This window comes from Bacillus cereus group sp. MG1, from assembly GCF_040460035.1.
Taxonomy (GTDB): Bacteria; Bacillota; Bacilli; order Bacillales; family Bacillaceae_G; genus Bacillus_A; species Bacillus_A cereus.
On sequence record NZ_JARVGY010000001.1, the window covers coordinates 4,791,578 to 4,811,742 of the forward strand.

Here is a 20,165-nt window from a genome sequence, read left to right on the forward strand (position 1 = left end):
CCAAAGAAGTTAGGTGGGGGGGCGGGCTGCCCGTAAAAGCCCGATTGGTGAGAGCTAATAATCAGTGGGGGATGAACAAAACCCCCCACTGATTAAAGTTTCACTTTATGTGATGCGGTAATAAAACTATCTAGTTTGCTATTCTTAGTATTTGTAAAGTCTATATATTTTTCCTCTTTTGTGGAAAGTAAAACTATTGTTACGACCAGTAATATAGTGTCATGTTTTTGAATATTCCATTCGTTTTTTATTTTTAGTTGATGAAAAGACCTTTCTCTCAATTAAATATTTAATTGAGTACTTGAATTTCCTCCACCTTGTACTTTTCAAAGCATAGTGCTTCAAAAATAGCCGTATCGCTTTCATCTGTTTCCAATTTCACAACTTCTTTATTATCTTTTTCTAAAATTTGGAGCAAAATAGTTTTTCAGTTTCACATTTAAATTAGCAGTATTTATTTTTTGAATTCAATTTGTATAAATGATTGAATTGGAACTTTGACTGTTGTTTCTTGCGGTGGTACAGTATCTCCTGTTACTTTCGCTTTATTTTAAATCTTTTTCCAGCTTGGTCCTCGCATTGACTACCACTGTATTTTGAAGTACTTCACTGTTTTCTCAAGTTCAATAATTATATTTTGTAGAATTAAGAAAAGAACTTAGTGTATTTCCTTTACGTATCTACTCTGATATTTAGATGCTAACTACAATTAAATAATATATGATTTTTATAAAAAAGATATAGTAATATTTTGTTGTGAATTGTACTAATTTGATATTTTATAGTATTTTTTGTCGTGAATTATATATAACAAAATATATTTTATGGATCTATAAAGGAGAATGTAATGAATACTTCTATCGATATACAACACTTGTGTGATCTTGCACATAAAGCATTTAATGCCCCTGTACATATTTTATCTGCAGACAGAAAAATTTTATATCATTCTACATCTGATAATGTTTGTAGTCCTTTTTATTCTTCAAAAGAAGAACATCTTAGTGATATTTATCAAGAAAACGATCCCTGTAACTTGCCACTTTTTCGAAGCAACAACTATCTTGAAAATTTTGTTCTAATTCATATAGAAAATCATGATGATATTAAAGGGACTATTATAATCGGTCCTACTATACATTCAAAAGATTCAGATGATATGATCATAAAATTTCAGAAAGAATTTAAATCAAATGATAACATTCAAGAAAGACTTGCCTATTATCAGTGTTTATCGGAGATTAAAAAAACTACATTAATTGATATGGGAATTTTATTACATTACATGATTTTCAATGAAAAGTTAGATGTAGATATTGTCTTGGAAAAAAATAAAGTACTAGAGGAAACTCCTAATAAAAATGTGAAACCTGATTTATATATTTTAAAACGTCGACAAAACAAACCTAAAACGCACAATATGGCATTAGTAAATGATTTCTTTTCGACTATCAAAGAAGGAAATAAAAAAAAGTTAATACAGTATATGTATGCGGTTTCGCAAGAAGATGTTGAACTTATGCTAGTAGAGGATCCGCTCAGGAATCAAAAAAACCTTGGAATTATTGCGATTACCTTAGCCACTCGATATGCAATAGAAGGAAATCTGCCACCAGATATTGCTTTTGCCCATAGTATTTTATATATACAAACCCTAGAACAATTAGATAATGTAGAATCTGTAAAGCGATTATCAGGGGACGCTTTACGTACCTTTGCAGATCGTGTGAAAGAATACAATGCAAAAAAGTATTCTTACGCGGTTACTACATGTATAAAACATATTAATAAAAATGTTTACGATGGAATATCTCTGAATGAACTTGCTAATCATTTAGAAATTACGCCTACTTATCTGTCTAAACTATTTAAAAAAGAAATGGGAATTACTTTAAGTGAATATATTCAAAGGGAACGAGTGGAAGAAGCAAAGAAATTATTAACACTCACTACTTATTCGTTATCAGATATCTGTGCTTGGCTTAACTTTAATGACCAAAGTTATTTTATAAGAGTTTTCAAAAAAATCACTAGCATGACTCCTAGGCAGTACCGTGAAAAATATACAATAATATAAGTTTGTTATCTACTGTCTCCAATGTAAAGACTTAAACATGGGTGTAAGTATCCCAAAAGATGAAAATACTGAACTTATTACGCTAGAAAGAGTTTGTGATTTGTCTAGAAAAAGAACTTGTATTCAAATAGACGTATGAGATTAACCAGATATTATCTTGTTAGCGGAACAGTTTCAATTTTTAGGAGTTAGAAAAATAATGGAGAAACAAAGTATATCTATTTTTTTAATAACAATCATGTGCTGAATTTATCCCGCTATTTGCCGGGCAGTAAGACCTCCATCTAAAAATTCAGCGAAAGCAAAGAAGTTAGGTGGGGGGGGGGGCTGCCCGTAAAAGCCCGATTGGTGTGGGCTAATAATCAGTGGGGATGAACAAAACCCCCACTGATTAAAGTTGCACTTTATCGGTATAGTTCTAAATCAGATAAACTAGTCTGACGTCAGCTCAAACAAATAGCTCTTGAAGACTTTATAAACACATATGTGAGCAAAAGCTCAATGGAAATCTTTGTACCATATTGTTAATTTGAAAAAATACATTAACCGTTATTTTGCTAAAGGAAATAAAAAGACAGAAGGCTGCAAAGTGTTCCATGGAAGCTTTGCAGCTTTTTTGTAATTTAAAACCTATGTTTATAACGATGACAAGTTTATAGACTAATATCTTCATACTAGATATTTGTTAATAATGATATTAGAATGTTATGTAAAAAAATCAATAATATAACATATATTACTAAATATATCTACATGTTATGCAATTATGCATAACTAAATAAAGGTAAAAAAGTATAAAAAGACCTATTATATTATTCTATAAGTATTTTTTCTAAAATAAAATTTCTTGGTTGAGCTAAAATAGTTATTTTTAACCGTATACACATTAATTTGTAATCATTCCAATTACAGAAATGAAATTTACGAATAACTATATTTATATAATTTTTTTCGGGATATATTTTTATTTAACAGTGAATTATCGAGCTTAATCGACAAAATTTTTCTATTTACGCATTAAAAATTTAATGTTTTAATGAACAACATAACTGGTATGACCAGACAGAAAGGAGAAGGTTACGCTAATAGGAATTATAGTGAAGTTATAAGTAACATTATGTCTTTAATAATTTTCTAAATAGTCAATTTATTTATAAGAGGTCAAGAATCAAATTGGTAATAAACGTGTTCTAAGTTTCTGCATAACAAAAGTGAAGTTATTCCGCAATAAAAGTATAAGCAATGTACAGTATAATTTCATCTTTTGTTGTCTAGTAAGGAGTTTGCTGACAAAACTAAGAGGGATATTATCAAATTGAAATTAAACAATGTTATGACAGGATTAACTGTAAGCATTGGTTTATTGATCCTCACGATTCTGTAAGTTAAACCGCAACTTTAGGAAAGAATTAATAATTTACTACTCATAAGGTGCCTGATTCAAATATAGTTAATAAATTTTTGTTATTTATATTTTAAAAAATAGAGTATCGAAATGAGAGATAAATAAAATCCTTATATCCTATTAGAAGTAAAAAACAACGATATTAACGTATCTGAAAGATTTCTCCTTCTTATCCAGTTTACAAAGAGAGCGGTCGTACAAGTTATATGAATTAAGTTATAAAAACAATGGTAAAGGAGTGTACGGAATGAAAACTAAAATAATGACAGGATTTTTAATAACATCCATTGTAACTGGAGCAACTATTCCTATCAATACTCTCGCAACACCAATCGTTCAAGCAGAAACTCAACAAGAAAACATGGATATTTCTTCATCATTACGAAAATTAGGTGCGCATTCTAAATTAGTCCAAACGTATATTGATCAATCTTTAATGAGTCCTAATGTACAGCTAGAGGAAGTCCCAGCTTTAAATACCAATCAATTCCTAATCAAACAAGATATGAAGGAATGGTCATCGGAACTCTATCCACAGTTAATTCTATTAAATTCAAAAAGTAAAGGATTTGTAACAAAATTTAATAGTTATTACCCGACATTAAAATCGTTTGTAGACAATAAAGAAGATAGAGAAGGGTTTTCGGATAGACTTGAAGTACTTCAAGAAATGGCTATGACGAATCAAGAAAATGCGCAACGACAAATCAATGAATTAACAGATCTTAAATTACAGCTTGATAAAAAATTAAAAGATTTTGATACTAATGTGGCAACTGCGCAAGGCATACTAAGTACAGATGGAACAGGAAAAATAGATCAGTTAAAAAATGAAATATTAAATACCAAAAAAGCAATTCAAAATGATTTACAGCAAATTGCATTAATACCAGGAGCTTTAAATGAGCAGGGATTTGCTATATTCAAAGAAGTTTATAGTCTTTCAAAAGAAATTATTGAACCGGCTGCTCAAGCAGGGGTGGCAGCGTATAACAAAGGAAAAGAAATTAACAACTCTATTCTAGAAGCGGAGAAAAAAGCGGCGCAAGAAGCGACAGAACAAGGTAAAACTGCTCTAGAGATTGAATCAGCAAAAAAAGCAGCTCGTGAAGCAATTGAGAAAAGCAAACAAGGTGAAATAGCAGCCGCAGCCGCAGCCGCAGCAAAAACACAAGAGTATGACCTGATGAAAGCCATTGATACCGAAAAGATTAAGAAAACATTTGGCGTTTTTGCTGAAGTAAATAAATTAACAGCAGAACAGCGAGCATATTTAGATGATTTAGAGAAACAAAATCAAAAAATATATGATTTAACAACGAAATTATCAATAGCTGATTTACAAAAATCAATGCTTCTTCTTACACAAAATGATTTGCATACGTTTGCAAATCAAGTAGATGTAGAACTTGATCTACTAAAGCGCTATAAAGAAGATTTAAATCTAATAAAAAATAGCATTACAAAATTATCTACTAATGTTGATACAACTAACGAGCAGTCTCAAAAAGATACATTAAGACAATTAAAAAATGTAATAAGTTACCTTGAAGAACAAGTATATAAATTTTAATATTGCGTTTTTTGGGAATCCATAAAGATTATAAGCATTTAGCGAAAGAAGGAGAATAGTCATGAAAAAATTTCCATTCAAAGTACTAACTTTAGCTACATTAGCAACTGTTATAACTGCTACTACCGGTAACACTATTCATGCATTTGCACAAGAAACGACCGCTCAAGAACAAAAAGTAGGCAATTATGCATTAGGCCCCGAAGGACTGAAGAAAGCATTAGCTGAAACAGGGTCTCATATTCTAGTAATGGATTTATACGCAAAAACAATGATTAAGCAACCAAATGTAAATTTATCTAATATCGATTTAGGCTCAGAGGGGGGAGAGTTGCTCAAAAATATTCACCTTAATCAAGAGCTGTCACGAATCAATGCGAATTACTGGTTAGATACAGCGAAGCCACAGATTCAAAAAACTGCTCGTAATATTGTAAATTACGATGAACAATTTCAAAATTATTACGACACATTAGTAGAAACTGTACAAAAGAAAGATAAGGCAGGTCTAAAAGAGGGTATAAATGATTTAATTACTACAATCAATACAAATTCAAAAGAAGTTACAGATGTGATTAAGATGCTACAAGACTTCAAAGGGAAATTATATCAAAATTCTACAGATTTTAAAAATAATGTTGGTGGTCCAGATGGGAAAGGTGGATTAACTGCAATATTAGCAGGTCAACAGGCAACGATTCCACAACTTCAAGCTGAAATTGAGCAACTTCGTTCTACTCAGAAAAAACATTTTGATGATGTATTAGCATGGTCAATTGGTGGTGGATTGGGAGCAGCTATTTTAGTTATTGCAGCTATTGGAGGAGCGGTAGTTATTGTTGTAACTGGCGGTACAGCAACACCGGCTGTTGTTGGTGGACTCTCGGCTCTTGGCGCAGCTGGTATCGGTCTAGGAACTGCGGCTGGTGTCACAGCATCTAAGCATATGGATTCCTATAATGAAATTTCTAACAAAATCGGAGAATTAAGTATGAAAGCAGATCGTGCTAATCAAGCAGTTCTTTCGCTTACTAACGCGAAAGAAACATTGGCATATTTATACCAGACTGTAGATCAAGCGATATTGTCTCTAACAAATATTCAAAAGCAATGGAATACAATGGGCGCAAATTATACAGATTTATTGGATAATATCGATTCTATGCAAGACCACAAATTCTCTTTAATACCAGATGATTTAAAAGCGGCTAAAGAAAGTTGGAATGATATTCATAAAGATGCAGAATTCATTTCAAAAGATATTGCTTTTAAACAGGAGTAGAACTGAAATTTAAAACCTAAATTGGAGGAAAATGAAATGATAAAAAAAATCCCTTACAAATTACTCGCTGTATCGACACTATTAACTATTACAACTGCTAATGTAGTTTCACCAGTAACAACTTTTGCAAGTGAAATTGAACAAACGAATAATGGAGATACGGCTCTTTCTGCAAATGAAGCGAGAATGAAAGAGACCTTGCAAAAGGCTGGATTATTTGCAAAATCTATGAATGCCTATTCTTATATGTTAATTAAGAATCCTGATGTGAATTTTGAGGGAATTACCATTAATGGATATGTAGATTTACCTGGTAGAATCGTACAAGATCAAAAGAATGCAAGGGCACATGCCGTTACTTGGGATACGAAAGTAAAAAAACAGCTTTTAGATACATTGAATGGTATTGTTGAATACGATACAACATTTGATAATTATTATGAAACAATGATAGAGGCGATTAATACAGGGGATGGAGAAACTTTAAAAGAAGGGATTACAGATTTACGAGGTGAAATTCAACAAAATCAAAAGTATGCACAACAACTAATAGAAGAATTAACTAAATTAAGAGACTCTATTGGACACGATGTTAGAGCATTTGGAAGTAATAAAGAGCTCTTGCAGTCAATTTTAAAAAATCAAGGTGCAGATGTTGATGCCGATCAAAAGCGTCTAGAAGAAGTATTAGGATCAGTAAACTATTATAAACAATTAGAATCTGATGGGTTTAATGTAATGAAGGGTGCTATTTTGGGTCTACCAATAATTGGCGGTATCATAGTGGGAGTAGCAAGGGATAATTTAGGTAAGTTAGAGCCTTTATTAGCAGAATTACGTCAGACCGTGGATTATAAAGTAACCTTAAATCGTGTAGTTGGAGTTGCTTACAGTAATATTAATGAAATGCACAAGGCGCTTGATGATGCTATTAACGCTCTTACTTATATGTCCACGCAGTGGCATGATTTAGATTCTCAATATTCGGGCGTTCTAGGGCATATTGAGAATGCAGCTCAAAAAGCCGATCAAAATAAATTTAAATTCTTAAAACCTAATTTAAATGCAGCGAAAGACAGTTGGAAAACATTACGAACAGATGCTGTTACATTAAAAGAAGGAATAAAGGAATTAAAAGTGGAAACTGTTACTCCACAAAAATAGGGAAATATTAATTCTGTTGTAAAGTGAACTAAAACATAGAAAGTCTATGATTACACTGTTAAACAGAAAAGTAATAATTAATAAATCCTTATATAACAGAAAGGCGGAGTCTCATTAAAGACTTCGCCTTTCAATTATATATAAGTATGATTCGAATAAAGAATAACCTTGTAGTTTAATTGCTTTTTTAAAATTTGCAATAGAATCGGTTAATTTGAAGCAGATGATATACATTTTCTTTAATACTTAATGATTTGAAGGCTGCTAAAGAAAGTTCAAACGATACTGATAAAAGATGTAGAACTCATTTTGAAAGACATCGCTTTTTAATAAGATTAGAACTTGAAACCATACCTTATATAGGAGGAATACAAAATGATGAAAAAAATCCCTCATAAACTACTCGCTGTATCAGCGTTTTTAACTATAACAACTACTTATGCAGTCATACCACTAGAAACTTTTGCAATTGAAATTGAACAAACGAACAATGAAAATATGTCTCTTTCAGCAAATGAAGAACAGATGAAAAAAGCTTTGCAAGATGCTGGTTTATTTGCAAAAGCTATGAATGAATATTCTTATTTGCTAATTAATAATCCAGATGTGAGTTTTGAAGGAATAACTATTAATGGAAATGCAGATTTACCTAGTAAAATTGTACAAGATCAAAAGAATGCAAGAGCACATGCTGTTACATGGAATACACAAGTAAAAAAACAGCTTTTTGATACATTGACAGGCATTATAGAATACGATACAAAATTTGAAAATTATTATGAAACATTAGTAGAGGCGATCAATACTGGAAATGGAGATACTTTAAAAAAAGGGATTACAGATTTACAGGGAGGAATTCAACAAAATCAAAAGTCTGCAAAAGCATTAATAGAAGAATTAATTCAATTAAAAAATGCTATTGGAGAAGATGTTAGAACATTTGGAAGTCATAAAGAGACATTGCAATCGATTTTAAAAAACCAAGGTGCTGATGTGGAGGCTGACCAAAAGCGTCTAGAGGACCTTTTAGGACAAGTAAAATATCAGAAAGACATAGAATCTAAGGGCTTAGACATGGTGAAAATCCCCTTTATTCCAACCTTGATTGCTGGTGGCATAATGATAGGTGATGCAAGAGGTAAGTTAGGTTGGCTAGAACCTGAATTAGAAAAATTGCGTCAGACTGTAGATTATAAAATAACATTGAATCGTGTAGTTGGAGTTGCATTTCATAATATTAGTGATATGCATAGTATGCTTGATAGTGCTATCACTGCTCTTACTTATATGTCTACGCAATGGGAGGATTTAGATTCTCAATATTCGGGTGTACTGGGACATATTGATAAAGCTGATCAAAAAGCTGATCAAAATAAATATAAATTCTTAACCCCTAGCTTGAATGCAGCGAAAAACAGTTGGAAAACATTAAAAACAGATGTTGTCACTTTGCAAGAAGGGATAAAAATTGCAGAGAAAAAAGAACAGGATTTTTTGAATCAGCTTCGTCCATCAAACGTGTTCTACTTTTATAAAAAAATTCATAACGCATACACTTTTGAAATAAAGACTGGAACAAATGCGCCAAATGCGTCTTATAAAGTTATGAATTTAACTAAAAACACTGTTCATAATATGTGGAGTGGAGGGGCTAATACTAACATGTGGGCTGATTGGCTTTCATTCAATCCAAATGATGAATTTGCGGTAGTAGCAGTAGTGGATGGTAAAGAATATGTTGTGTATAAAGACAAAGTACAAAATATAATGAACTGAATCTGAAAGTAACGAAGTAATTGGAGCTGGACAATAAACTAGACAACAAGTTAATTGAAAAATCTCCTTATATCCTAGAATATTTTGCTCAAGAAAAAGAATTTGTTCAGCGAAAAAGTAAATATTGAACCAAGGAGTTAGTTGTCTTATGTGTATGGTTTTACCGAAAGGTTTCAAGTACATTACTCATACAATTATGTAGTTATCCTGAAGCATCTACAGGTGTTCTTATCGACCTTGAAGAACTACTTAGCTTCCTAAGTTGAGTAATTTTATGCAAAATTAAGTGAACGTTTTTGTACATAGATTAGTTGACATTTATATAGTTTTTTTCCATTTTTAAAGATAGTTTTGTTTTTTATGTTATTTTTCAAAAATTACTGCTGAAATTTCTATATTCATCACTCAGCATATAATCATTGTTTGATGAAATGACATACCACGTCCCTTAGAGTTTCAGACATATTACGATAAATTAAAGAAAAAAGATAATAGTAGTCAACGGTTACTATTATCTTTTTTGAACTATTTTTCATTAAAATATCTCATCTGCTGTGCCCCTTATTTACTTTTCTAGATTTTATCCTAGTTTAAAATTTATGCATTTGAACTGTTTATACAATTTGTAGGATTTTTAGCTTTTTTGTCGAATACACTTAATGCAAGGAGGGACATTACATGATTATTAAAGATTATTTCATCAACCTTTCTATTTTTTCTTTATTAGTTAGCGCAGCAATATTTATTCAAGTGTTTACAATTAATTCTAGTCGATATTTTGAAAAGCTCTATGGAGGGATTATTGCAGTTACGTTAATGTTCTTTTCTTTTCCATACATGGGATTTTCCTACGATCTTCGAGTTGTTCCTCTTATTCTATCTTTTATTTACTTTGGTCGTATTGCTGGTTGGATTACGTTAATTAGCATAATTGTAATGCGTATCTTTTACACAGGAGGGTACTGGGAACCTCCTGTGATTGCTTATTTAGGTATGGGGATTCTATTTTCTACCTTTAAAACTTATTTTAAAAAACTACATCCTTTTAAAAGTGCATCGTTATATTTTTCTGTTTTTATTGGAATAAAGTGGTTAGTTGGCGTATTATTTAATACTACATTACTTTACACAGGAGGCTTATTATATATAGCGTTAGGACTTTTAATTGGGCTATTTCTTATGGAAGCCTACCAGAGATTGTATTATTTAACACAGGACTTATCTAAAATGAATCGAGAATTAAAAAAATCGAAGCAAGAACTTGCAGATACCGTACATGAGCTTCAAGGAGGAATTTTTAAATTTAAAAAAGTGGGTAAGCACTTTATACACACTTTATGTGATGGACAGTTTTATTATCAAAACGGATTTTATTCTGAACAGGTGGTAGGAAAAAGCTTACGTACTATTGATGCTTCTATTGTTCCTCCACATTTAGTTCCACAATTGATGAAGTACTATCTTCAGGCATGGGAAGGAAAAGAAATTATATTTGAATTACCTTGGCCAAATGATAAAACTATTATTCTTATTGCGCTTAGGCCGATTAAACGAAATGGACAAGTTATTGAAGTTGTTGGTTCTACAGTTGATATAACCGAAAGGAAAAAGGTAGAATCAGAATTAAGCGCTACTAAAGAATTATTGGAATCATTTATAAAGCACAATCTAGATGCTATTACCATTTCTGATCGAGAAGGGCATATTTTACAAGCGAATAAAGCTTATGAAAAGATATTTGGGTGGTCATCACAAGAAATCATAGGTAAAAGATTACCTTGTGTACCAGATTTTTTAATGGAAGAATCGCTTAAAAATATTCAGAAAATTCTAACAGGAGAATCTGTGGTTACTAGATTAGAAACCGTTAGACAAAGGAGTGATGGGAGTCTTCTTGATGTTAGTCTGACAGTTTCTCCTATACTAGATGTAAGAGGAAATGTGATAGCTTTATCAGCAATATGTAGAGACATCTCTGAAAGAAAACAAGCAGAAAGAGAACGACATCGATTACACCAGCAATTAAGAGATAGTGAAATGAAGTACCGTGCACTAATCGAACAAGCAACTGATGCGGTATATGTAGTAGAGCTGAATGAAGAAAATGCTCCAAGTCGATTTATTGAGGTAAACCCTGTTGGGTGTAGAAGGTTTGGATATAGTAGAGAAGAGTTGCTCTCATTATCATTTTCAAATATAGTACCACAAGATTCTCAAATGATCGTAAGGTTATTAGAAAAAATTAAAAAGGGACAAACTTCCTTCACTTTGCAAGATGAATATCTTTTTCCAACAGGAAAAGTAATAACAACTGAGTTTAGTGTTCGTGTTTTTAACTTAAATGGGAAAAAAGTTTTCCTAAGTATTTCTCGTGATATCACTGAACGGCTAAAAACAGAAGAATTATTACGAAAATCTGAAAAACTTGCTGTTGTAGGACAATTAGCGACTGTAATGGCTCATGAGATTAATAATCCATTAACTGCAATGAAAGGGTTCATGCAATTACTAAAATCAACGGAAAGTGAGAATAATCAGGGTTATATTAATATAGTATCATCAGAGATTGAGCGTATAGAGAGCATTACAACTGAATTTATGGCGGTAGCCAAACCACAGGTGGTAAAAATGCAACCTAATAACATTAGTGTGCTAATGGATCAAGTTTTAATGCTACTACAACCTCAAGCAATGATGAATAATATAAAAATTAAAATCGATCTTAACCCTGGTATTCCATTGATTTCATGTGAAGGAAATCAATTAAAGCAAGTATTTGTTAATATATTAAAAAATGCAATTGAATCTATGCCGATGGGAGGAGAAATTCTCATTCAATTAAATATACTTGATAATAATCAATTAAGTATTCGTTTTATCGATCAAGGGTGTGGCATTCCAAAAGAACGTATACCATACCTCGGAGAACCTTTTTATAGTATTAAAGAAGAGGGGATTGGCTTAGGGTTAATGATCTGTTATAAAATCATTGAAACACATCAGGGAAATGTATTTATTGAGAGTGAAGTGAATAAGGGAACTACAGTTGAAGTCACTCTCCCTATTTGTACACTTCAAAATTAATATATTTTTTCACTGAAATTTTTTAAGAAACCATATAAAACGTAATGCTATTAAACAAAAACTGAATAGAACTTTCTATCGTTGTTTACAAGAGGAAATGACAAACGCAATAAGACATGGAAAAGCGAGAAACGATACAAGTCTTGTTACAATAGCATACAAATCATGTAATACTTCCAAAACAAGATTGTCTGTATATGTCGAAGAGTTATATCCCCGATACACTTAATCAATTAACTATAGAAACTGGTGGAATGAAACGAAAATGTAAGTATCATAGGAACTTATGGTTAAATCAAAAAATCTCTACTACGGCTCTTACTCAACTGTGTAGTCATTTTAGAAATCATAACAGGGATTTTATTAAGCATGGAGGGAATTAATCGACACTTTAACTTAGCTTCTGCAGCTGTCTACTGTTCAAAAAATAATTTCTGTATGTTATACCAAAAATAAAGAATGTACTTTTAGAATTTATAAAAAATATAATTAGGATTAAATTAAAACCTTCCAAAAAGCCTGTTATAAAAACATCCTTTCTTTACAACCAAAAGAAAGGATGTTTTTAATATTGTAATTATGCTTGAAAACATTTCAAATTTTTACTTGTAATTTTAATGAAAAATATAGTCTCGCAGGAGATTAGGGAGAAGAGAAACTATTAACAAAGAATTTCATAAACATTAAGATGCTTTGTTAATAGTTTTTATACCTGTAGCGGTTTGTCCGGTTTGATAATATTAATCAGTTCTTCTTTATAATAAAACCATGAAGTACACCTCTTTTAAATTACTACCTCAAAATGCAAAGTTTTTGGAAATAACTATTTTAGATGTGAGATGAAAATGGGGGATAGATACTTAGCATTTAATAAAAAAGATAAGATTACGAAATGTAATCTTATCTTTTTATTAAGAATAATGAATTGTAGCTTCAAGGTTTCAGAATGACTTTTATACAGTCGTCTTCACGATTATTAAAAATTTGATAACCGTAGCTCGCTTCTTCAAGGGGGATTTTGTGTGTAATAATCTCTTTTGGATCAAATTCTTTATTTATTATTTTTTCAAATAGTTCCGGCATAAAATGAATGACAGGTGCTTGTCCCATTTTAAGATTAATATTTCTAACCCAAAATGCCCCGAGTGGAAATGCATTATAATTGCCACCATAAACGCCGGTCATTTGAACCGTTCCATATTTTCTTACGGCTTTCGTAGCTATTTGAATAGGGCCGAGAGTTCCGCCTTGTAATTTCAATTTTTGTTCCAGAAATTCTAAAGGCGATTTTTTTCCATCCATCCCCACACAATCAATAACTACATCGGCACCACCATGTGTAATTTCCTTTAAATGTTCTCCCATATCGGGGAATTTTGTAAACTCAAATACCTCAACATTGTTAATCTTTTTTGCATAATTCATCCGATAATCTAAGTAATCCACTGCAATTACACGTTTAGCACCTTGCATCCAAGCAAATTTTTGTGTCATTAATCCAACAGGTCCACAACCAAGGACGATAACAGTATCACCTGGCTTAACGCCTGCGTTTATTACACTCCAATAGGCTGTAGGTAAAACATCTGATAAAAATAGTAGGGATTCATCTTCAAGCTCGCATGATTCCGGTATAACAAATGGAGTAAAATTGCCAAATGGAACTTTTAAATATTCTGCTTGTCCGCCTGGATGATTACCAAATTTCTCCGTATAACCAAAGTATCCACCAGAATCGTAATGAGGATTTGAGTTATCACATTGACTTTCCATTTCATGTTGGCAATAGAAACAATGTCCACAAGAAACGTTGAAGGGGATGACAACACGATCGCCTTTTTTCACTTTAGTGACATCTGGCCCGACTTCTTCAACGATTCCCATTGGTTCATGGCCGATAATGTATCCTTGAGGTAAGGGCATGTTACCTTGATATAAATGTAAATCAGAACCGCAAATAGCGGTTGAAGTAATTCTTACAATAATATCATCTTTTTTCTCTAACTTTGCATCATCAACTTGTTTAACTTGTACTTGATTTGGTCCTTGATAGGTTACAGCTTTCATCTCATATCTCCTTTTGGATTATGTCTCAAAACATAATTTTATTTAATCTCTTGGTGAAATAGAAATCTTTCTTTTATTTACTGAAGGGAATTAGGAAGTATACATAGTGTTGTTATGAAAGTATGTTATATCAGTTATTCTTTCTTATATGTTTTGCCCTACTTTAAGAAAAAAATCAATTTTTATTCATAATCTAATTTCCATAAAAAGGATAATTATTATTTCATAATTTGTAGCATATTAAAAACATCGGAGGTGAAATAAGATGGCAAACAATAATAGTGGAAGTCGTAATGAATTGTTAGTTCGAGGTGCTGAACAAGCTCTTGATCAAATGAAATATGAAATTGCACAAGAGTTTGGTGTACAACTTGGTGCAGATACAACAGCTCGTGCAAACGGATCTGTTGGTGGTGAAATTACAAAACGTTTAGTAGCAATGGCTGAACAACAACTTGGTGGTAGAGCTAATCGCTAAGTGAATTAGTGTAAAATATAGCGAATATGTAAATCAATTTCTTTTGTATATGTATAAAAATAAAAAACCTTATAGTAAATGGATTTTCACTCAAAGATTATTGATAATCTTCTTTCATAATCTTTGAGTATTTAATTTGTAAACTACTTTCCTAAACAATAAACACGCGGTGTTGGAAAGGTGTTTTCCATGCATAGTAGAAAATCTTTTGCAGGAAAAAGCATACTTAAAAATTTGATTTCAATATTGAAATCAATATTTATTATGATATTTTCGAAAGGTAGGAATTTAAAAATGGGTATATTAAGTGGAAATCCTCAAAATGAACCGTTACATTACGGTGAAGTATTTGATATTTGGAGCTATCTTCTTGCTGCACAGGGTGCAATTGCAAGTCATCAAGTATTTATGAATCACACAGGTGATGAAGACTTGAAGAAGTTTTTAGAAGGCTTAATTGAAAATGATATGAATTCGGAAATAGAAGAATTAAAAGCTCTTTTAAAGATTAATGGGGTCGCTTTACCGCCTGCTCCTCCAGAACGACCAGTTGCATCTATCGAAGACATTCCTCCGGGAGCACGTATTAATGATGTTGAAATTGCTGCTGCTGTTTCTGCAGGATTAGCAGCTGGACTTGTGACATGTAGTCAGGTGATGGGAAAATGTCTTCGAGAAGATGTAGGGATGCTATTTGGCCAATTTCATATGAAAAAAGCGCAGGCAGGTGTAACGTTGCTACGTTTAAGTAAGAAAAAAGGATGGGTAGTTCCACCTCCATTACATGTAAGAAATTCCGATCAAGCTTAATAAACAAAAATAAAAAGTGGCGTTGGCCACTTTTTTATTTTTTAGATGTATCCTCAAGATTGGATTTATTTACTGTGGAAGAATCCATATATTCCTCTGACATCTCCATAGCATATTTATCATGGTGAATATGATTGCGATTTTTTAATTCATCGTCGTTACGTAGCACTAGCCTCTTCATATAAATATGGAAGAAAACTTCTGTTCCACCAATAATTAAAGCGGCTATAAATGAAGAAAGTCCAATGTTACGAGTAGCATCTAAATTAGTAAACAAGGATGTTAGTAACCAAGTTCCGAAAAAGCTTAAGCCGAAATCTGCCATTGTAGCAATCATATTTCCGTATTTAGGTAAAATGAAGAGGTCTCCGATTAAATAGGCAGCTCCCGTAAGAAAAAGAGAAATTAATAATACTCTAGGAATTGAAATGCCTTGAAAGATACTGAGCATGATTAGCAATACTGCAGTTATCGCTGTGTATTTAATTAATAAGGCAACAATATGTTTCATCATTTTCCTCCATTGTTTAAACGTATATGGAATACAATATTTCATTAAAAACGGATTATGCTTTTATATAGCGTAACCCGTTTTAATCACCCCTTAATGGTAAGAAGTACAACCTGGGTAAGAAGCAGGCTTATACTATGGATAGTATTTGCGGAATATCGAGCTTTATTCATAAAGGGTAGTTCCATTCTTATAATAGAGATGTTGCCTAAGTACAGTGTTTTTTCATATTAAACTTAATATTCGTTGGTGTTTTGATTTTGCATTATATTTTGATTCATTAATATGAAAATAAACAAAGTATTTCCGCATTTAATGCATCTTTTTATCTATATATTTTCCGTAATCAGGTACAGCAATTTTATCAAATTCTTGAACCAGTGTTTTGAGGTTCGTTGATAGCAATTCACCTGACATTGGTATCCCATGTCCAGTAATAGCGACTAGAGGCTTTAATTCTTCTAATTTAATGACTGATTCTTTAGCGGCTTTCCAGTCTGTTGTTAAATAACGAGGAGGACCGCTTATTTCCTGTTCTTGAGTTATTACTTTATACAGATACTCCTGTTTCACTGTAACAAAAGCGTCCCCAGCAATTAAAGTTCGGTCTTTCTCTCGGAATAATGAAATATGCCCAGGAGTATGCCCTGGTGTATGAATCCATCTAAACTCTGGCATATGGGGAACAGTTCCATCGATAGGTAGTGCTTTTACGCTATTTCCTAAATCAATCGGTTCATTAGGGAACAGGGGAGACATTTTCGCTACCATACCACCTTCAACTGTTGGATCTGGTTCAGGATAGCTTTGTTGTCCAGTCAAAAACGGTATCTCCATTTGATGGGCATAGACTGGAACATCCCAATATTTAATGAGTTCAATTATTCCTCCAACATGATCAAAATGCCCATGAGTTAAAATAATTGCTTTTGGACGGCTATTTGTACCAAATCGCTCCTCAGTAACAGAGATAATTTCATTTGCACATTTAGGCATTCCAGCGTCAACTAAAACAAAATCATCGGTATGCGGATTCCCAACAAAACATATGTTGACGATTTGAATCGTGTAGCAAAATAAATCAGGTAATACTTCGATGCCGTGACCACTTTCAATTGAAGTTGCTGGAATAAACTTGTAATCACTTCCATAATTCATTTCCTTGTTCACCTTTTGTCCCCCTTAATATGTTTCAATACGACATTATAGTTCCCTAATTTCTCAAATCCATTTTGGGGGATTTGAGAAAAGAATTAGTGGGGATTACAAAAAACAAAAATTAAGGTGGAGACATATCGATTTATATAAAGTGCAAACAGAAAATATTGATTTCACAAGTGTAGTTTTTACTATTTTTTGAGGAGGGGTTATGAGTTAATAAAAGGTTCATCTGAATATTTTAACGTAGGTTTATAAAGAATACAGAACAGTTTCTAATAGAAATTCATTAAATGAGGCGATTACTTGTACCGATGCTTTTCATAATCAAAGGATATTTAAGTTTTGTGATGTAATTGAGATTGATTAAATTATGCTTTTCAATAGCTATTAACAGCCCGTTCAGTGATACTAATATCTCTTACTATCTATAATGATATATTCTATTTTTTATCTAACTAACGCTCTTAGTGTAGCTGGTGTCCTTGCATTGAGTACTTCATGGTTTTTATTCATTTTCACATGTTTCATCCGAAAGAAAAACGGAAATCCCTTCTTTATTAGAGATAGGAAATTCCGGTTCATCTTTTTTATAAACAGTTCAATTGTATTTCAAATTCACATGATGATTCGGTAAATCACCTTGGATAAAGTAGGCTTTATTGATAGCGAATCTGTATTTCTTGATTGATTACCGCCTATTCCTCATACATCATTTTCCTCGTCATTCCACCGTCTACGACAAGGTTTATACCTGTAACAAAATCATTTTCGCTGGCTGTTAAATACAGACAGGCTCGTGCAATATCATCTGGTGTTCCTACACGCTTTGATAGGTGCTGTTCATGATCAATTTTACTTAATTTTGAATAATCTCCTGTTTCAATCCAACCTGGGGAAATAGCATTCACGGTAATCCTAGCTTCGCTAAATGAGGCTGCGAGCGCGTGTGTAATAGCAACGATCCCACCTTTTGTGGCAGCATAAGATTCTGAATTTGGCTCAGACATAATCGCCCTTGTAGAGGCAATATTCACGATAGATCCACCTTCTTTGTTATGACGCATATACTTTGCTGCTTCACGTGAACCCAAGAAAACGCTTCTTAGGTTTGTGCTTATTACATCGTCCCATTCTTCTAGCGAAATATCGTAAGGAGACTTGAATAACTCTTTTCCTGCATTATTAATTAAAATATCTATCTGACCGTATGTTTGATTAGCTACTTCCATTAATCGAATAATATCTGTTTCCAGCCTTACATCTGTTTGTACGAAAAGTGCTTCTTTACCCTGTTCTTTCATCTTAGTAACTGTTTTTGCACCTGCTTTTTCGTCTATATCTGCTAAAATAACATTGGCCCCTCTGCATAATGTAAAGCAATTCCTCTCCCGATTCCATTTCCAGCCCCTGTTATGATCACTAATTTATTAGAAAAATCCATTGTAATTACACTCCTTTTAAAAAAATATAACGTCTTTATTTTTTAATATAACATACAAAAATTATCCTTCTGCATAAGCAATAGTTAATTGATTATGCCCGTATTTTTATTCTTCACTAATAAAAGGAGTAATTATCTTTTTTTCATAAGAAGATAACACAATATTCGTTGATGGCGTACCATATTGCATTGAATCATCAATAAATTGTTCTAAACTTTCTACAGAATGTGTTGCTATTTTGACAATATAGCTAATTTCTCCTGCTACTCTGTAACACTCAAGTACATCTGGATGATTGTAGCAAAAGTTAGATAATGATTTACAATTTGTTGATTTAAACAGTATAAGTGCAGAAATTGGACGATTTATTTTTTTTAGAGAAACATGTGCATGGTAACCTTCAATAATTTGTTGTTCCTCTAACTTTCGTACTCGCTCAGTTACTGACGGGGAAGATAAGTGAACCGCTTCCGCTAAATCCTTCATTGAAATTTTTGCATTTGACTGTAATAGTCCCACGATTTTTTTATCAATTTGATCCATAAATTATCCAACCTTTTTTTATAAAATAGAATAACTTAAATTCTTTATAAAATAAAGAAAAACAATCAAATATCCTTATTGAACTTATTTATCAGCCTTCTATACTTGTATAAAATAAGGGTAGAAGGAGGCGGTTTACGATATGAAAAAGATTTTATTATTATTAGCTGACGGGTTTGAAGCAGTAGAAGCTAGTGTATTTACAGATGTACTAGGCTGGAATAAATGGGAGGGAGATGGATCAACCGAGGTCGTAACAGTTGGTCTTCGGAATAAATTAACTTGTACTTGGAATTTCACTGTCATACCGGAAAAAACGGTTGATGATATTCAATTAGATGAATTTGATGCACTAGCTATTCCAGGAGGATTTGAAGAGGCTGGTTTTTATCGGGATGCATACAGTAGAGAATTCTTACATGTTATTCAACATTTTTATGCCAAGCAGAAGCCTATTGCCAGTATTTGTGTTGCATCATTAACGCTTGGAAAAAGTGGAATTCTTGTAGGTAAAAAAGCTACCACATACAGTCATCCGACGAGTAAACGAAAAGAGCAGTTAAAGAATTTCGGTGCAATAGTACAAAATGATTTAATAGTACAAGATGGAAATATTATTACATCATCAAATCCAGGCACAGCTTTTGATGTTGCGTTTTTATTACTTGAAAAATTAACATCTAAAAAGAATGCTGAACATGTAAAGGATCTTATGGGATTTTAGGCATTTATCTTCTTATGAGTTTTTGATGCTTGCTAGAAGTAATGTGAAAAGTCGCCGTGCTGTAGTTC

General features: G+C 32.3%; 14 protein-coding genes and 2 pseudogenes. 10 read left to right on the top strand and 6 right to left on the bottom strand.

The genetic code is table 11. The features are described 5' to 3' along the window. Positions 1-289: 289 nt before the first annotated feature. Positions 290-418, bottom strand: coding sequence for a hypothetical protein (locus tag QCI79_RS24995; protein ID WP_000939299.1), 129 nt, complete (start codon positions 416-418; stop codon positions 290-292). Positions 419-847: 429 nt separating this feature from the next. On the opposite strand from QCI79_RS24995, the gene QCI79_RS25000 reads away from it, so the two are divergent. The 7 genes and pseudogenes from QCI79_RS25000 to QCI79_RS25030 all read left to right on the top strand — a co-directional run bounded on the left by QCI79_RS25000 (position 848) and on the right by QCI79_RS25030 (position 12,361). After that, positions 848-2,077: a helix-turn-helix domain-containing protein gene (locus tag QCI79_RS25000; protein ID WP_001097905.1), complete on the top strand. Its 1,230-nt coding sequence runs from the start codon at positions 848-850 to the stop codon at positions 2,075-2,077. A gap of 1,652 nt (positions 2,078-3,729) precedes the next feature. Continuing rightward, entirely contained in the window at positions 3,730-5,055 is a 1,326-nt protein-coding gene (gene hblC, locus QCI79_RS25005; RefSeq protein WP_021727513.1) for a hemolytic enterotoxin HBL lytic component L2, read from the top strand. Between the two features lie 61 nt (positions 5,056-5,116). Beyond that, positions 5,117-6,337: a hemolytic enterotoxin HBL lytic component L1 gene (gene hblD, locus QCI79_RS25010; RefSeq protein WP_000714435.1), complete on the top strand. Its 1,221-nt coding sequence runs from the start codon at positions 5,117-5,119 to the stop codon at positions 6,335-6,337. Positions 6,338-6,373: 36 nt separating this feature from the next. Continuing rightward, the gene (hblA, locus tag QCI79_RS25015; RefSeq protein ID WP_000591969.1) at positions 6,374-7,501 is read left to right on the top strand and encodes a hemolysin BL binding component B; all 1,128 of its coding nucleotides are present in this window, start codon (positions 6,374-6,376) and stop codon (positions 7,499-7,501) included. Positions 7,502-7,876: 375 nt separating this feature from the next. Then, positions 7,877-9,277: a hemolysin BL regulatory component HblB gene (gene hblB / locus QCI79_RS25020; protein WP_000976138.1), complete on the top strand. Its 1,401-nt coding sequence runs from the start codon at positions 7,877-7,879 to the stop codon at positions 9,275-9,277. A gap of 20 nt (positions 9,278-9,297) precedes the next feature. Further along, a pseudogene (locus tag QCI79_RS25025) lies at positions 9,298-9,525 on the top strand (hypothetical protein); the annotation flags it as partial. A 430-nt stretch (positions 9,526-9,955) separates the two neighbouring features. Then, positions 9,956-12,361, top strand: coding sequence for a PAS domain S-box protein (locus QCI79_RS25030; protein ID WP_000584303.1), 2,406 nt, complete (start codon positions 9,956-9,958; stop codon positions 12,359-12,361). 933 nt (positions 12,362-13,294) lie between these two features. Here the strand turns inward: QCI79_RS25030 and QCI79_RS25040 are convergent. Beyond that, positions 13,295-14,428, bottom strand: coding sequence for a zinc-dependent alcohol dehydrogenase (locus QCI79_RS25040; RefSeq protein WP_000649091.1), 1,134 nt, complete (start codon positions 14,426-14,428; stop codon positions 13,295-13,297). 265 nt (positions 14,429-14,693) lie between these two features. Between QCI79_RS25040 and sasP the strand changes: the two genes are divergently transcribed. After that, positions 14,694-14,906, top strand: a complete 213-nt coding sequence (sasP, locus tag QCI79_RS25045) for a small acid-soluble spore protein, SasP family (protein WP_000002840.1) — start codon at positions 14,694-14,696, stop codon at positions 14,904-14,906. A gap of 294 nt (positions 14,907-15,200) precedes the next feature. Continuing rightward, a complete protein-coding gene (locus QCI79_RS25050) occupies positions 15,201-15,716 on the top strand; it encodes a DUF3231 family protein (RefSeq protein ID WP_002101091.1) in 516 nt (171 codons plus the stop codon). Between the two features lie 34 nt (positions 15,717-15,750). Here QCI79_RS25050 and QCI79_RS25055 read toward each other — a convergent pair whose 3' ends face one another. From QCI79_RS25055 to QCI79_RS25070, 4 genes and pseudogenes are all read right to left on the bottom strand, one after another. Beyond that, complete coding sequence (locus tag QCI79_RS25055; protein WP_000680672.1) at positions 15,751-16,227, bottom strand: YndM family protein; 477 nt, start codon at positions 16,225-16,227, stop codon at positions 15,751-15,753. A gap of 312 nt (positions 16,228-16,539) precedes the next feature. Continuing rightward, positions 16,540-17,397 (bottom strand): MBL fold metallo-hydrolase, encoded by an 858-nt coding sequence (locus tag QCI79_RS25060; RefSeq protein ID WP_001031191.1) that lies wholly within the window; start codon positions 17,395-17,397, stop codon positions 16,540-16,542. A 686-nt stretch (positions 17,398-18,083) separates the two neighbouring features. Beyond that, positions 18,084-18,829, bottom strand: a pseudogene (locus QCI79_RS25065) (glucose 1-dehydrogenase). Positions 18,830-18,935: 106 nt separating this feature from the next. Next, positions 18,936-19,373, bottom strand: a complete 438-nt coding sequence (locus QCI79_RS25070) for an Lrp/AsnC family transcriptional regulator (RefSeq protein ID WP_000372089.1) — start codon at positions 19,371-19,373, stop codon at positions 18,936-18,938. A gap of 142 nt (positions 19,374-19,515) precedes the next feature. Between QCI79_RS25070 and QCI79_RS25075 the strand changes: the two genes are divergently transcribed. Beyond that, positions 19,516-20,097 (top strand): DJ-1/PfpI family protein, encoded by a 582-nt coding sequence (locus tag QCI79_RS25075; RefSeq protein WP_000722336.1) that lies wholly within the window; start codon positions 19,516-19,518, stop codon positions 20,095-20,097. Positions 20,098-20,165 lie beyond the last annotated feature (68 nt).